The sequence below is a fragment of the Pseudoalteromonas sp. S3431 genome (assembly GCF_000690035.1).
Lineage (GTDB): Bacteria > Pseudomonadota > Gammaproteobacteria > Enterobacterales > Alteromonadaceae > Pseudoalteromonas > Pseudoalteromonas fuliginea.
In genome coordinates this window covers 1-15,016 of sequence record NZ_JJNY01000078.1, presented here as the reverse complement: position 1 = coordinate 15,016, position 15,016 = coordinate 1, and the positions used below count along the sequence as shown (strand labels likewise).

Sequence of the window (15,016 nt, the reverse complement as noted above, 5' to 3'; positions counted from 1 at the left end):
AATTAACCACTGCATTATTTAAAAGCATAATTTTATTTGGGATAAGTAAACTCAATTTTTGTGTTATTTCCTGAGTGCTCATTTAGTGTAATACTGCTCACTTGCTTAGCAGTATTACATAAAATAAAATCACTAAATAATTGCTGTAGCATCGCTTCTTTTGGTGTTAACTGTGTGCAACCGTCTTGCATTTTAACAATGTCAAAACGTGTTTCCAGTGCACTCATATTTACGCTAAGTAAGTCACTCAGTAATCCTACAAATTGCTCGCTACCGGGTTGTGGTATTAACTCACCATTGGCATTTTGTGCAAGCACTTTGCCGTTTTCTATTATGAGCATACTCTCAACAGGCATTTTCACTTGCCAAATTAGTTTTTCGTCAATTAACGAAAAAACACCCGACGAAATAAAAGGCTTAGCAAATCCATTAAATTGCTTATATTGCTTAAACTCACCTTTAATAGCTGCTGCATTTACTACAGAGCAAAACAGCAAAAAGCTAATGGCAATGCTCAATGTAAAACATTTTAAAAAATTCATTTAATCGCCTATAAAATAAAAATTTAATTCAAAACTGCTTTTAACTTATTAAATAAAATAGCGGGTGATTCAAATTGCATTTCTTTGGAGCTAATCTCAACCGCAACTTGCGTGGTTGAGGCTTTAGTAAGGCGCTTATTAGTTAGCGAGTCAGTGATTACGTAGTCAATCCGTAGTCGATTCTCGAATTCTTTTAAATAAGCCGCTACTTTAATTTTTTGAGTAAATACCGCTGAGGCAATATACTTTATTTGCATATCAACAATAGGCCACGCGTAGCCCGACTCATGCATTTGTGGGTAATCGTAATCAAATAAACGCAGTAACTCACAGCGCGCTACTTCTAAATAACGTGGGTAATTACCATGCCATACAACATTCATTGGGTCGCAGTCATGAAATGGAATTTCAATTTCTACCACGTGCGTTAATAATGCACCTTTACTATTCATACAACGCCCAACGTTTAGTTTGAATATACCCTATTGTTTGCCTTAGCACGGCTTCCATTGGTCTATCCTCTGTGAGGTTTTCAAAGTAATCAGTTATATCGGTATACATGTTTTGCATATCTTGCGTTAAAGTCGAAAACTCAAGATCGCCTTGCTTAATACGTAATCTAACACCTTGAATACTGGCTAATAACGTACTTGCTAACACTTGTTCTGTTAGCTGTAAAATACGTAAACAATCGCGTGACGCAATAGTCCCCATACTCACTTTATCTTGATTATGGCACTCTGTAGAGCGAGAAAAAACGCTGGCCGGCATGGTTAATTTCAATGCTTCAGCAGTGTAAGCACTACAGCCAATTTGAACCGCTTTAAAACCATGATTAATATAACGGCGCTCTGGTGCACTATCAGACAAGTTTGAAGGTAGGCCGTTGTTGTACTTAGTATCAACCAAAGAAGCAATTTGTCTGTCTGCTAAATCAGCAAGGTTTGCAACGGCTGTTTTCATGCTATCCATTGCCATTGCAATGTGGCCACCGTAAAAATGCCCGCCGTGCAATACATGCTCACCTTGGCCGTCAATTATTGGGTTATCGTTTGCTGAGTTAAGCTCGTTTTCTATCATGTGCCTAAAAAACGGCAGACTGTCTTGCAGCACACCAATAACATGGGGTGCACAACGGATTGAATACCTATCTTGAAGTCTGTCTGCATTACGAGGGTGATCGTGATGGTTTAAATCTTCTCTTATCCAACGCGCAATTTGTTGCTGCCCTGGGTGCGGCTTTACTGAAAATAATATTTCATCAAAATGATGGCTATTTCCTTTAAGTGCTAAGCTTGCTAATGCAGTAATACGGCTCGCCAATTTAGCCAAGTAATTAGCCCTATCAAATGCTAAACACGCTAATGCAGTCATTACCGCTGTGCCATTCATAACGGCAAGACCTTCTTTTGGCCTTAGTGTTAGTGGCTCTAAGCCAACTTCTTTCATAACTTCAGCACTGTTACGTACTTGGTCTTTGTAAAACACATCACGCTCGCCTACCATCGCACCTGCAACGTAAGATAACGGTGTTAAATCACCGCTGGCACCTACTGACCCTTCTTGTGGGATCACAGGCACTATATCGTTATTTAAATAATCTTTAAGTAGGTGCAGCATTTCCCAGCTAATACCAGAATAGCCTTGTGAAAGTGATGTTAAACGCGTCGCTAAAATTGCACGCCCTTGAACTTTATTAAATACATCCCCCAGTCCACAGCCGTGAAAGCGAGTTAAATGCAGAGGTAATTCATCAACTAAATCAAGGGGTACTGCCACCGTTACAGAATCACCGTAACCAGTTGTAACGCCGTAAATTACGCCATCTTCTTTTAAAAGTGTGTCTAAAAAACACAAAGCGCTATTAATTTTAACGCTAAAAGTTTCACAGCTATTTAATTGCACTTGTGTTTGATTAAAGGCAACTCGAACAATATCTTCAATTGATAATCGCTGATTGCCAAAAAGCTGTATATTTTGTTCAGTCACACTTGCTCTCCATTGATTGATCGCGCACTACCTGCTGATCACTTTTCCAAAAATCGTAAAAATTAAACCACTGATAAGGATATAAAGCTGCGTAATAACTCAAACGCTCTGCATAGTCAGTAATAATAAGTGTTAGCGCCTGCTGTCGCTCTCGTCGAGGCATTTTTAATGATTGGCTGTAATGCTCAAATATCACTTGATACTTTTTGCTTTTTTTATCTTTCAAACAAAACAAAAAGTAAACAGGGCAATCAAGCAGCGCGGCTAATATAAAAGGCCCCTGTGAAAATGGGGCGTTTTTTCCTAAAAATGGTACCTGTACCGACCGAGAAGCCGTTGTTGTGCTTGTTCTGTCACCAACAATAACGATTACTTCCCCCAGCTCTACTTTTTCTTTTAATAAAATAGCTAAGTCAGGGCCCATATCAGTCACTTGTATTAAATTAACCGACACATCTGGGTTAATCTTTTTAAGCATTTTATTAAATTCAACAGCGTGATGAGTAAACACCAATACATTTATTTTTTTACTGCTGCGGTGTTGGCTAAGTGCCCTGCATACTTCTAAATTACCCAAGTGAGAACCTATAAAAATAGCCCCTTGGTTTTGCTCATCTAACTCAGCAAATAAATGCTCATTAGTGTACTTAATATCACGTTGGGTTATTCGCCCAAGCCAAGCATCAATTTTATCTAATGCGCTATCTGCAAAACTGCAAAAGTGTGTTAATTGCATTTTAAACGTAACAGGTTGTTTGCAGCCTTGATAAACATTAACCTGCGCTAAAAACGCTTTAGATGCTTTACGTGCTACTTTTCCTGTTAAGAAAAGATAAAAAACCACAGGAAACAAAACAATCCACAGTCCTTTTCTACCCAGTAATTTATGGGCAAATAACAGTATTTGAATACCTAAAAAATTACCGCGTTCCTGCATTTTAGACCAATGTTTAGCGGCCATAACGCCTCTTTAATTTATGACAAATTAACACAGGAGAGCGAATCAACATGCCAAAAAACAAACGAGTGTGTAACCACGAAATACGCGCATTATCGTGCAATGGTTGAAAATGAGAAAGCCCATTTTCAGGGTAAATTACTTGGCTAGGTAAAAATACAAAAGGCACATTGCGCCAATATAAACGCACTAAAATTTCAGGGTCAAAATCCATGCGCTTTCCAAGCGACACCTCATCAATTAGCTTTGTACTTTGCTCAAGTGGATACACTCTAAAGCCACACATCGAATCTACAATTGTAAAACTTAACGTTTCAATCCATACCCACACATGCGTTAAATAACGTGCTAAATAACGGTGTTTAGGCACTGAGTCATCATATATTGGGCAACAACTTATAAGCGCTTTAGGCTGAGCATTTGAAAGTGCTATTAGTTTTTTAATGTCAGCTAAATCATGCTGACCATCTGCATCAACCTGTATCGCATGTGAAAAACCTAGCTTATGTGCCTGCTTTAAGCCTGTTTGTACCGCGCCGCCTTTGCCCTGATTATCGTCGTGGGTAACTACACTCAACTGCGCGTATTTTGCATCAAGGTTACTGAATACATTTTTAGCTTCGGCGTTGCTTGCGTCATCAACCATAATAATAGGAAGATTAAATGACGATAATTGGCTCAGTACATCATCAATAACCGTAATATGATTATAATTTGGGATAACAATACAAAAGTTATTCATTTATTAGGCTATCAAAAACAACACGGCCAGATGCATGCTGTCCTTTATTTGAATTATACGAAAAAGTGTATTTATTATCTGCTTTTTGCTCAAGCAATAATTCGATTGTTATACCTGGGGTAATCACTACCTGAAACTTTAATACTTCAACATTTTTAACAGGTTGCTGAACCTTATAATATTTACAAATTGCAGCCACAGCCCAGTCTAATTGCACAACACCTGCGAGTATTGGGCCATCCGTAAAGTGTCCTTTGAAATAATCTAAATCATGAGGAACTAGTAAGCTTAATTTATACTTTTGCTCTGCTTTTTCACAAGACAGTAAATCAGGCTGTGTTTTAGTCAACTTTTGCAAAAAGACTCTCCAATGCTTTTAAATTTAACTTTGCCTGTGAGTTGTATGGTAATTGCTCTACAAAACGCCACTTTTTAGGGATACAAATTCGCTCAAAGCGCGCTAATGCATGCGCTTTTAATAAATTATTTGTAGCTAGCTTACCGTCACCATTAAAGAGCATCTGCCCTTTATGCGTAAGCACAACAATAGCCCCTACAATTAATCGCTCACCAGGCAAGGCGATTACTTTAGCTTCACTTACCCACTCACTAGTACACAAATGTAGTTCTAGCTCATCTAAACTTAATCGTTTTTCTTCTAATTTTATAATTCGGTCGAATCGACCTAATAATCTAAATTGACCATTTTTAAGTACTTCGCCTCGATCATCTAAAGGGTAATTTTTGTCGCGAACAAGTGGAGAGGTTAAAATTAAACGCTGATCATCCAAAGCCCGTACTTTAATACCCGAGAAAGGCTGCCAAAGGCTAACTTTTTCATGTGACGTAACTTGTCGATATGCAATACCACCTGTTTCGGTACTACCAAAAACTTGTGTGACTGGTTTATTTAATTGCGTAAACAAAGAAATGGCATCTTCATTTAGTAGCGGTCCACCTGATGAAAATATCCATTGTAAATGAGACTTATCATTCACTAATACATTATCGATACATAACCGTTTTAACTGCGCTGGGCTTGAAACAAACACTACTTTTTTAAATAACCTAAGCTTTTTAGCTACATGCTCGGGGTAATGTAGTAGTTCCGTATTAACAACTTTCCCTGCACGTAATGGCCACAGTAACCTAAACAGTAAACCGTATATATGCTGATGCGAAACACTTGCTATAAAAATAGGATTATCAATCAGTGCGTAGCTGTTAATTAATGTATTTACTTCTTTATTTATTACCTGCCACGTTTTTACAATTGGCTTTGCTTTACCCGACGAGCCCGACGTATAAAAAACGATTGTACCTTCTTCAGGCCAATTAATTGTTTCAATGAATACAAAGTGAGGTTGATTGGCTAAAGTGCTTACATCTAAAAAATCAGCCGCTAAATCAGCTATTAATTCAGACTCACCAATAAAAAACGGCGTCTGTTTAAGCAAGGAGTTTAACGTTTCAGGTTGCCCATTAGGCGGCAAAATCACTGTATTTCCGTGTAATGCCAAAGCAAATAAGTACACGGAAAATTTGTAGGCGTCTGTGGTGTATAAAACAACCGATGATGTAGCGTTTAACGTTGATAGTTTTGCTAAAACCTCATTTATATCACTAACAAACTCACGCTCAGAAATATCATTATCAGTATGATTAAAACATGTTCTTATTGCATTACTTTGAAAAGCATTAAACACCGGCGTTCCTTTTTACTTTTTGTCTGACTAAACACTCTATAGCAAACAATGTGCCCATAGCTAAGTAAGCAATAAAACCATTATAAAAAGCCCAGGTTTCTAGGCTACTAAAAATACTGGTGTACAGGGCAATACCACCGTTTAATACAAAAAACAGACACCACACTAGCGTTACTTTTTTTGTATAAATCAGAGCGTTTTCATCAAGTGAGGGCTCAGTAATGCGCGCAAAGGTTTCAATAATAGAAGGCCCTTTATACAAAGAATACGCAAACACAACTAACATAACTAAATTAATGATTACGGGATACAAACGCAGCCCTAAGTCGCTATCCATTACCTTGGAAATCAAAATAGTAATGACTGCTAAAAATGTAGCGGGCTTTAACCACGGCATTTTATCAAATAAGGCTCTGCTTAACCAAAGTCTAAGCCCGAGTAAAAATAGCAGTAATACTGTAATAATCTGACTATTAAAACGCGTAAGGCCTACGTACACAATAATAGGGTAGCAAGCCAAGCAAATCATAATTAACGTTGTTAAAACTGCTTTTAACATAGTATTAGTTAACTAACTTTTCTATTTCGGTGACTATATCTTGCACTGTGCGCACAAGCTTAAAGGCATCAGGCTCAATTTTTTTACCTGTGATTTCTCTTAATTTCACAACTAAGTCAACTGCATCAATACTGTCTAAATCAAGATCTTGGTATAGGTTAGCCTCTAAGCTAATATCTTCTGGGTCTATTTCAAATTCGTTTTCTAAAATGCCGTGTAATACATCATAAATTTCAGCAGCGGTTTTCATTTTTCTTCCTACTTTTATATATTAAGAACGTGCTTGTTCAATAAATTTTGCTAAAGAATTAACTGAGGCAAAGTGCGCTTTAGTTTGCTCAGAATTTGCATCTATTTTCACATCAAATTGCTTTTTTATCGCAAGGCCAAGCTCTAACGCATCTATGCTGTCTAGCCCTAGCCCATCTACAAATAAAGCGTCATCGTCTTTAATGTCAGCAGTGGTCATGTCTTCAAGGTCAAGGCTTGAGATAATCAGTTGTTTTATTTGTTCTTTTAATTCGCTCATATATTTTTTAGCTCTTGTGTAAAATAATGTTGTAAATCTTTAGTCAATTGGCGTGATTGCATTGCAGGCATATCGCTGTCGTACGTTGCACAATTAAACTGCTGGCTCGTAAGCCTCATTGTAAAATGCGCCTGATATGGCGCGACTTTATACCAAGGAGTGCCTTTGGTTAAAGTGTTTGGTTTCATTTTAATTAAAAAAGTAGTGATAGGCGCATTACATCTAATTGCAATATTTGCAGCGCCACGTTTAAACTTTAATTTTTTGTGAGGCTCTGTCCGTGTCCCTTCAGGAAATACAATTAAGTTATTACCCGTTTGTAAACTTTGCTCGCACTCTCGTAATAACTCTTGCGGATCATCATTACTTATATAGCCTGTGCTTTTAATAACGCCGCGCACAAAAGGGTTTTTAAATAAATGCGCCTTTACTACGCAATCTGCGTTTTTTATCACCGAAATTAAAACAACAACATCAATTAAAGAAGGATGGTTTGCTAATATCAATTGTCCTTTTAAGCTTTCAATTTGTGCTTTATCGTTAACATGAAACCGAATAGCACCCAGTAAATGCATTAAGCTAACAAACAATTTGAAGCAGTAATGCACTGTTTTTCGAGCTTTAAGCTTTTGTTTAACTGGGTTATTTTCAAATAAACGCTGAGCGGGAAAAATAATAAAGGCTAATACTAAACCACCAATTCCAAAAACTGAAAAGCAAAATGCAGTAGTAATCATTCGCCAAAACAATCCACATAGCCTTTGTGCATTTTTAAGCATGGTACGTAAGCTGCCAATCGTGCTCAAGCGCGTTATGAACAAGTAATATATTGCTGCGCTCATACAAAGCTTTAGCGCATTGGATACTCATTGGTAAGTCGCTTTTTTCCATGCCCGTATTAAATACTTTTTTTAAACTAAAATGAGGTTCGCCTTCTTGCGGGGCTCTGATTATTAAACTAATTGAGTGTGCTATTTGCTGTTCATCAGCGAACTGCACGTAAATGTCAGGGAGGGTTTCATCGGTATGGACTATTAATATATGTTGCTGTTCACTATCAATAAGGCGTACAACGCCATCTACTAGTGCATAAATAAAGCTTTCAGCGCCTGCCGAAATTGCATTTGTAGCACTTGTATTACCCTGTATTATCCCAAAAAGTCCTGAAGCCGCATTATGCACACTTAGCCCAAAACCAGTTGGCGACAAAGGCTGTTCATTTACTACATCAACAAGTAAGTTAGACGTTTTGTGAAAATCGCCGTGGCGAGAAGAGAAAACACTCGGTAAATTAATATAGCTACCTTGAGCACTTACTTGATGGGCACTAAAGAGCGCCATTTTAATAAAAGGAGTCATGCGGCGTCGCTGCATAGCAGGCACCCAACTAAGATTTAATACGGAGGAATCAAACCAATTACTCTCTTTTATTTGTCGCTGTTCAGGCTTTATCCATATAGCGAGTTCTTCAACAACAAATTTCACAGATATACATATTTTATTAATTATAAGGACGAGAATTTTACCGATATTAGCAATAAAAGTAAATAATCATTAAATAAAAGCCAGTAACTAAAATCATTCAGTACTGGCTCATATTACTAAGAAAGTAGAGCAATATTTTTTATATCTATATAGTCAGCCTTACCGCCTACTACATCACTTTCGTTAAGTTGATTTATTAATGGCAAACCGATTTTTTGTTGCTCATCGCTAAGCGGTAAATACGGTAATCTAAATACTGGATTTACTGCACCTGTCATCATCAACGCGGTATTAATAGCAATCGGGTTTGGTTCACAGAACAACCAGTTCATTAATGGTTGTAACGAAGTATTTAGCTCGTTATTTTTAGTATCTATTAATTGGCGAAATAACCCTGGTATTAAGTTAGAAGTAACCGAAATAACACCGTGCGCTTTATGTGTGTGGCGTGCATCGTGACTTTCGTCATCGTTACCCGACCAACATGCAATACCTTGTTGCTCATAATGGGCAATGCGTTCATTGCCGCCACACTCTTTAACACCAATAAAATATTCGTGCTTTGCAAGTGGCTCAATAATATCAGGTGTTAGGTCTTGACCTGTGCGCCCTGCTACGTTGTAAATAAAGGCTGGGCCAATATCTAACACACGCTTAAAGTGCTCTTTAACACCCGCGATTGACGTACGTCCGTAGTACGGGTTAATTTGCAGTGCTGCATCCATACCGCTGGCAAAGCCATATTTAGTTGCTTTAATCGCTTCACGGGTGTTGTTACTACCGGTATTACCAACAATAACCAGTTTGTCGCCATACTTGTTTGCACTGTGCGCTATAAGCATTAAATGCTCTTCCCAGTTCATTAACTGGCCTTCGCCTGTTGTGCCACCGACTACAATGCCATCAACGCCCGCTGCAATTTGTATTGCAACGAGTTCATCGTACTTTGCTAGGTCTATTTCACCATTTGCTAAATATGGCGTTTTAATAGCTGTAATAAGGCTTGCTTGTTTAATTTGCTCTAGGGTGCGCATAAAAATTCATTATTTATAAAACTTGCGCTATTTGTAACATACTTGCCGGTATTTTTGGAGGTGTAAGCCCACATTTAATTATAAAATATCTTGTGTTATTGAGTTTGGTAATACAAAATAAATAACTGTATATACAAACAGTGCTTTTATTTTTAACGATACCAGAGGCTTTATGCGTTTATCTGACTACTTAGCAACTCATTTTTATAACACCGATGAACTGTGCCAAGCATTAAATATAGATGCAGACATGCTTTTAGCGTGGCAAGATCGCAGCGTTTTCCCTAAACCAAGCTACTGCATTAAAAGTCAGCTGAGTTGTAGCTCATATTCAGGTTTGTATGAATGCGAAGAGTATGACGATTACTACCCCCGAGGTTGTGTAAATTGGGGGCAAGGCTTACTAAAACAAAAAATAGAGTCATCGAGTCATGCTTTTAATTACTTTGCACAACAATACACCGCCAGCTTAACAAAACTAGCTCAGCAAGGGTTCAAGTTTAGCGAAGAATTATTTGGCTGCGAAATAGACGAGCATTTACAACAAGTGTGGCAACAGTTTTTATGCAGTAAATACGGCGTACTTACTCAAAATGGATTAATAGACGAAATAGTCGCTGTTGATATTGGTCGCTTAGTTGTTGACGATATTACTGAGCTGCGTAGTAAAGCAAGTTTAGATCAGGACGAACGTACTCAGTTACACCCTGCTATGAAGCTTTTAAACCGCGTATTAAGTCATGGGGCCGATCATGAAAAGCAAAGTACATTGCGCACTCGCTATATCGATGCCCTTGTTTTAAAGTATGATTTGTCTATTAAATAACATTATATTAAGTTGATTATTTACTATTTTAGGATTATTTTTAGATTAAATGAGATCTATTAACGTAACTATCACGTATTAAACGAGCGAAAATTCGCAATAAAGCACCTTAATAAAGGCACTGACTCAATGACAATGAAAACAAAAATAAGCTTAATTTCTGCTGCACTCACAATTCTTTCTTTTAATACGCTTGCTAAAGCTAACCACGAGAACGTAAGCGATGACGTAGTAAAAACACAGCGCGCCGCACTTGCTAAAAACACAATTAATAAAGGTTTTGGCCCTCAATCTCCGCGTAATATTGATAATCATAAAGGCGAGAATACAGTAATATTTTCTGATGCGCCTGCTTCATCACAAATGAACTTATGCAATATCCATTTTCATAAAAATGCAGAACACGCCGGCGGCGAGTTTAGTAAATATGCAGGCAATGGCGATGGTCATGGCTATCAAAGTGGCTATGTATATTCAGGCTCTTTAACTAAAAATGAGAGCAAACCTACAAAAATAAAGATTTGTCCGAGCGAACACGGCGCACTCTCAATCGGCGACACTATTGAAGTTCACAATGTACATAGCAGTGCAATGGTTAAACCTGGCCCTACACTGGGTAGTTGTTTGAGTGATTCGATTAAAAATCCGCAACTACGTGTTGAAGCGCAAGTATACGTATTAGTAAACGATGCAAACGCGCTTGATTTTAACGAAATAAGTAACGTGTCATCGGTTAATGGCTATTACCAAGCAGCGAATGCACTTACTAATACTGGTGAAGCAGTTATTTATACCGGCTCTACCACTGGCCCTGGTTACAATGAGGCAGGCTCTCCTTTCCAAGTAACATGGTCAGTTAAACCAAAAGTAGCAAAAGTAGATATAAACAGTGTAGGTAAGTGGTGTGAAAGTAATACCTTTAATGAAGATCATGCTCACGGTGTAAGAAATCTCGTAATAAACCCTGCATTACTCTCTAAAATCAAATAATTAAAATTTAGCCTAATAAAAAATAACCCACTAATTAGTGGGTTGTTTTATTATGACCGTTAAAATGAGTATTACGCTTAATGGGATAAAAATGTCACATTAAATGTATTTAAATCTTCATATGTAATACATGTTTGCTCATTGGTATTAAGCTCAACAACACCACAATAAGAACCTGTTATAAACACTTGCCCTGCTTTTAAGCTAATTCCCTTTGCTGATAAGTAATTAACTGCCCAATAAAGTGGAAGTTGCGCAAATTCTGCAGGATGCACACCCGCTAAATTTAACTCCAGCTCAGTTTGCTTAACGTTTATATTTACAGTACTTGCGTTATACGCTTTGGCTTTATCTATTTTCGGGCCTAAATACACGCCTTGATTAGATAAACCATCAGCCAGCTTTTCAATGTGAGTGCATGGAGTGTCTTCATCAAATCTTTTTTGAATAAGCTCAAGTGCCAAGTGGACGCTGGCAAATGCAGTATCCACGTCTTCATTTGTATAGGTATTATTACTTGGTAAATCGCTTTGTAAAATAAATGCAATTTCTGGTTCAATAAGCGCTTTGTTGTTTGTTGTATACAGTGGGCAATTTTCAGCTTGTTTTATAGGTGCATGTAAAAGAGGCGCTAATATAATTGAGCCATTATCTAAAGGCAGCATACACTTCCAGCCATATACAGTTTGATCATTTAAGTAAATCATCAACTTTTGTACTTCTATTGCATCGTCAGTCGAGTCTAGTACTAACTCTTTAGGAAAGTTTGAACGTGCTGGATTTTCTTCTCTTTGTGCTAATAAGTGAGTAGCAATTAGTTTTAGCTGTATTGAGTTGTTCACATAAATCTCTTTAAAATACGTTACTGGTTAAGCAGTAAATAGGAAGGATTACATTATTAATGTATTAGCTTAAGCATTAGAACATCATGTTAAATGCCTATAATTAAAATTGTATTTAAAACAAAGCGTGGTAATTATTTAAGTATCAATAGATTTAAGCGAACGTAAAAAAAGCCCTAAGCCACCAAACGCTAAAATTATAATAACAATCAAATCAAACGACGTCATAGTTCGCATACTAAATCGAACACTCGATATAACGCCAAATATTAGTGCTGTTAACGAGCCAAGCGATAGCACCCAGCCTAAAATGTTTTTAGAATTATAAAAAATTAGGCCCACACCAAAAATAAACGGGATCATAACCATGCCGCCTGTAACGCCAAAGCCACCTAAAGCATTAACACTATAAATGCGAGAACTTAGTCCAAAATTAGAAGTCACCGAAATTGCGTTTAGCAGCATATAAAAGCCACCGCACATCATAATTAAACCAATAAAAAAATGCCCAATACCACCAGAGCTTCCACCCGCACCTTTCATTATTAATTATTCCTTTTATATTTTTAACTTAATCGTTTTAAATGGTAATTGCTCAACTATTAACATTGGCCGCAATCAACATAATCAATCAGTGCACACGCGAAAGCACTTATCGCGTAATTACATGCCAAATAACATAAAACCAAGATAAAAAACCATGCAAAATTGCCCATAACACAGACTCGTTAGCACTCCATGAAATAGCAATTGCTAGAGCTGTACCAAAAGAGACTCCATATTTTACTATCTCATTTCTTGAGTTTCTCATTAATTATATTCCTAATTTTTAACTTATTAGCTACTTGATTTGCTTACTAAAACTGAAAGCTCTTTACCATCAATATTAATACTTGCTTCTTTGCCTAGTTCAACAACTAAAGAGGGAGCCATGTGCTTTCCACCTAGCTTCATGTCAGTTGCTAAGCTAACAGAAGAATCATCAATTTGCATTAGTAAGAGCAAAACCATATGAATTATCAACTAAAACAGGTGGGCCAAGTAGATTTTCTATTATCATAAAATTTGGCGTTCACTACAAAACTATCTTAGATTTCGACACACTACGAATTCATAAAAAGAGTCCTATTAGGTTGCATTGATATATTGGGGAAGTTGAGTATTTTAGAGGCAGGTTAGAGTGAAAAAATAAAAAGGTGATGTAAGTTAACAGCACCTATTTGAGTATTTACTTTATTACATGTAATTTAGCTAAGTATTTTAATACATACCATAATAAGCACTATAAAAATAATTTAACCAATTGATTTATATACATCGATACTACTATTGGTTAAAAGCCCAGTAACTTGCATACCAAACGCTTTAAAGTGTGGCTCGTTTTTATGCGCTTCAAAGTGTTCGTCAGACGCCCACTGTTCGCTAACAACGTAATCGGTATGTTCATCATCACTTTTTACCGATAGTTCATAACGTAAGCACCCTACTTCTTGGCGCGATGACTTTTGTAAGTTTTCAAGTGCTGTAAGCATCACATCTGCATCAATATTTTTGCACGACAGTGCCGCTATAACCGTTAACATGTGTATTCCTTTTTAAAAGTTAAGGTGTAGATAATCTACACCTTAAAATATTTAGTTTAACTTTGCGTTTGAGGTAAGTTTACTGATCCCACTGCGGCGCAAAGTCTGGTGTTGCTTGGCGGTCGCCACAGTCTAGGCCATCAATGCGGGCTATGTCTTCATCATCTAATTTAACGTGGTCGTTAAAGTTATCTTCTAAATTTTTGCGCTTAGTTGATGATGGAATTGTCGTCATACCGCTGGCGTTAACCCATGCTAAAACAACTTGTGCTGGACTTGCATCGTGCTTTTTAGCAATGTCGATAATGGTTTGATCTTTAAGTACTTTGCCTACTACAAATGGCATGTACGCCGTTACGTGTATATCGTGCTGAGCACAAAACGCACGCAATCTAGTATTAGTTAAATATGGGTGAACCTCAACCTGATTGGTAAATATTTCACGCGAGTCGAGTGTTTGCATTGCTTCATTTAAGTTTGCAATGGTGAAGTTTGATACACCAATGTGCTTAGTTAAACCAAGCTGCTTCGCTTTTAGTAATTCAGTGAGGTATTCACTCATTGGCTCGTCGTTAGCAGGCGATGGCCAATGAATTAGCAGTAAGTCGACCGAATCAACTTGTAGCTTTTCAAGTGACTTTTTAACGCTTGGAATAAAGTCGCTTTTATTTAATTTGTTATTCCATACTTTGGTAGTTAAAAATATTTCACTGCGCGGAATATTACTGTCTTTTATGGCTTGACCTACTTGCTCTTCGTTGCCATAAATTTGTGCGGTATCAATATGGCGAAACCCAACTTCGAGCGCCATTTTTACTGAGTTATAGGCCGTGTCGCCCTCTAAGCGGAATGTTCCCATACCTAGTTCTGGCATTTCTATTACACGTTTTGTCATGGTTTATCCTTATAAAATAATCGGTTAAAAACAAGCTCTTTTAAAGCTTTACGAAATACACCTTTTACTTCTTATTGCGACTGTCACTTAAAAATCTATGACCTTATAACAGGTATGAGGTCATTAATTTTAGTTTCAAGGTTAGGGTCTGTTAATCTTTAGAGATTACATTTGCAGCAGTGTATTTGGTATTTAGGCAAGGCAGAGCCTATGCAGTGTGGTTGCTCCACATAAGTAGGCGATAACGCAGCATAAATGCCAAATACGCGCTGCCTGTAGGTTCTTCCTAGGGTGGATTTACTCTTTGTCCCTCGATTTTTACTTAGCCCACTAGGT

21 protein-coding genes are annotated in these 15,016 nt (G+C 37.4%); 2 read left to right on the top strand and 19 right to left on the bottom strand.

The window, feature by feature from the left end:
- Positions 1-32: 32 nt before the first annotated feature.
- From DO88_RS03280 to dapA, 13 genes are all read right to left on the bottom strand, one after another.
- On the bottom strand, positions 33-542 hold the full coding sequence (locus DO88_RS03280; protein ID WP_007378691.1) for an outer membrane lipoprotein carrier protein LolA: 510 nt from the start codon (positions 540-542) through the stop codon (positions 33-35).
- A 23-nt stretch (positions 543-565) separates the two neighbouring features.
- Positions 566-994 (bottom strand): acyl-CoA thioesterase, encoded by a 429-nt coding sequence (locus DO88_RS03285; RefSeq protein ID WP_007378690.1) that lies wholly within the window; start codon positions 992-994, stop codon positions 566-568.
- The gene (locus DO88_RS03290; RefSeq protein ID WP_033040626.1) at positions 987-2,531 is read right to left on the bottom strand and encodes an HAL/PAL/TAL family ammonia-lyase; all 1,545 of its coding nucleotides are present in this window, start codon (positions 2,529-2,531) and stop codon (positions 987-989) included. The genes DO88_RS03285 and DO88_RS03290 overlap by 8 nt, the downstream gene beginning before the upstream one ends.
- On the bottom strand, positions 2,524-3,492 hold the full coding sequence (locus tag DO88_RS03295) for an LpxL/LpxP family acyltransferase (RefSeq protein ID WP_033040624.1): 969 nt from the start codon (positions 3,490-3,492) through the stop codon (positions 2,524-2,526). The genes DO88_RS03290 and DO88_RS03295 overlap by 8 nt, the downstream gene beginning before the upstream one ends.
- The gene (locus DO88_RS03300; protein WP_033040622.1) at positions 3,482-4,231 is read right to left on the bottom strand and encodes a glycosyltransferase family 2 protein; all 750 of its coding nucleotides are present in this window, start codon (positions 4,229-4,231) and stop codon (positions 3,482-3,484) included. Before DO88_RS03300 ends, DO88_RS03295 begins: the two co-directional genes overlap by 11 nt.
- Positions 4,224-4,589 carry an ApeI family dehydratase gene (locus tag DO88_RS03305; RefSeq protein ID WP_050482463.1) on the bottom strand — a complete coding sequence of 122 codons (366 nt, stop codon included), beginning with the start codon at positions 4,587-4,589 and terminating at the stop codon, positions 4,224-4,226. The genes DO88_RS03300 and DO88_RS03305 overlap by 8 nt, the downstream gene beginning before the upstream one ends.
- Complete coding sequence (locus tag DO88_RS03310) at positions 4,573-5,937, bottom strand: AMP-binding protein (protein WP_007378685.1); 1,365 nt, start codon at positions 5,935-5,937, stop codon at positions 4,573-4,575. The genes DO88_RS03305 and DO88_RS03310 overlap by 17 nt, the downstream gene beginning before the upstream one ends.
- On the bottom strand, positions 5,930-6,496 hold the full coding sequence (locus DO88_RS03315; RefSeq protein ID WP_033040621.1) for a hypothetical protein: 567 nt from the start codon (positions 6,494-6,496) through the stop codon (positions 5,930-5,932). The genes DO88_RS03310 and DO88_RS03315 overlap by 8 nt, the downstream gene beginning before the upstream one ends.
- A gap of 4 nt (positions 6,497-6,500) precedes the next feature.
- On the bottom strand, positions 6,501-6,746 hold the full coding sequence (locus tag DO88_RS03320) for an acyl carrier protein (RefSeq protein ID WP_002958648.1): 246 nt from the start codon (positions 6,744-6,746) through the stop codon (positions 6,501-6,503).
- A gap of 21 nt (positions 6,747-6,767) precedes the next feature.
- Positions 6,768-7,025 (bottom strand): phosphopantetheine-binding protein, encoded by a 258-nt coding sequence (locus DO88_RS03325; protein ID WP_008137204.1) that lies wholly within the window; start codon positions 7,023-7,025, stop codon positions 6,768-6,770.
- Positions 7,022-7,762 (bottom strand): lysophospholipid acyltransferase family protein, encoded by a 741-nt coding sequence (locus DO88_RS03330; protein WP_033040640.1) that lies wholly within the window; start codon positions 7,760-7,762, stop codon positions 7,022-7,024. The genes DO88_RS03325 and DO88_RS03330 overlap by 4 nt, the downstream gene beginning before the upstream one ends.
- A 34-nt stretch (positions 7,763-7,796) precedes the next feature.
- A complete protein-coding gene (locus tag DO88_RS03335) occupies positions 7,797-8,510 on the bottom strand; it encodes a beta-ketoacyl synthase chain length factor (protein WP_198022414.1) in 714 nt (237 codons plus the stop codon).
- A 116-nt stretch (positions 8,511-8,626) separates the two neighbouring features.
- Complete coding sequence (dapA, locus tag DO88_RS03340) at positions 8,627-9,544, bottom strand: 4-hydroxy-tetrahydrodipicolinate synthase (RefSeq protein WP_007378680.1); 918 nt, start codon at positions 9,542-9,544, stop codon at positions 8,627-8,629.
- A gap of 172 nt (positions 9,545-9,716) precedes the next feature.
- On the opposite strand from dapA, the gene DO88_RS03345 reads away from it, so the two are divergent.
- The gene (locus tag DO88_RS03345; RefSeq protein WP_033040618.1) at positions 9,717-10,370 is read left to right on the top strand and encodes a DUF6058 family natural product biosynthesis protein; all 654 of its coding nucleotides are present in this window, start codon (positions 9,717-9,719) and stop codon (positions 10,368-10,370) included.
- 129 nt (positions 10,371-10,499) lie between these two features.
- Positions 10,500-11,360 (top strand): delta-class carbonic anhydrase, encoded by an 861-nt coding sequence (locus DO88_RS03350; protein WP_084166039.1) that lies wholly within the window; start codon positions 10,500-10,502, stop codon positions 11,358-11,360.
- Positions 11,361-11,437: 77 nt separating this feature from the next.
- Here the strand turns inward: DO88_RS03350 and DO88_RS03355 are convergent, their stop codons facing one another.
- The 6 genes from DO88_RS03355 to dkgB all read right to left on the bottom strand — a co-directional run bounded on the left by DO88_RS03355 (position 11,438) and on the right by dkgB (position 14,680).
- Entirely contained in the window at positions 11,438-12,202 is a 765-nt protein-coding gene (locus tag DO88_RS03355) for a 2-keto-4-pentenoate hydratase (RefSeq protein ID WP_033040617.1), read from the bottom strand.
- A 138-nt stretch (positions 12,203-12,340) separates the two neighbouring features.
- Entirely contained in the window at positions 12,341-12,745 is a 405-nt protein-coding gene (locus tag DO88_RS03360) for a hypothetical protein (RefSeq protein WP_002958658.1), read from the bottom strand.
- Positions 12,746-12,854: 109 nt separating this feature from the next.
- Positions 12,855-13,013 (bottom strand): hypothetical protein, encoded by a 159-nt coding sequence (locus DO88_RS18970; RefSeq protein WP_007378675.1) that lies wholly within the window; start codon positions 13,011-13,013, stop codon positions 12,855-12,857.
- Positions 13,014-13,039: 26 nt separating this feature from the next.
- On the bottom strand, positions 13,040-13,195 hold the full coding sequence (locus DO88_RS18965) for a hypothetical protein (RefSeq protein ID WP_007378674.1): 156 nt from the start codon (positions 13,193-13,195) through the stop codon (positions 13,040-13,042).
- Between the two features lie 302 nt (positions 13,196-13,497).
- Positions 13,498-13,785 carry a putative quinol monooxygenase gene (locus DO88_RS03365; RefSeq protein WP_007378673.1) on the bottom strand — a complete coding sequence of 96 codons (288 nt, stop codon included), beginning with the start codon at positions 13,783-13,785 and terminating at the stop codon, positions 13,498-13,500.
- Between the two features lie 79 nt (positions 13,786-13,864).
- Positions 13,865-14,680 carry a 2,5-didehydrogluconate reductase DkgB gene (gene dkgB / locus DO88_RS03370; protein WP_007378672.1) on the bottom strand — a complete coding sequence of 272 codons (816 nt, stop codon included), beginning with the start codon at positions 14,678-14,680 and terminating at the stop codon, positions 13,865-13,867.
- Between the last annotated feature and the right edge of the window lie 336 nt (positions 14,681-15,016).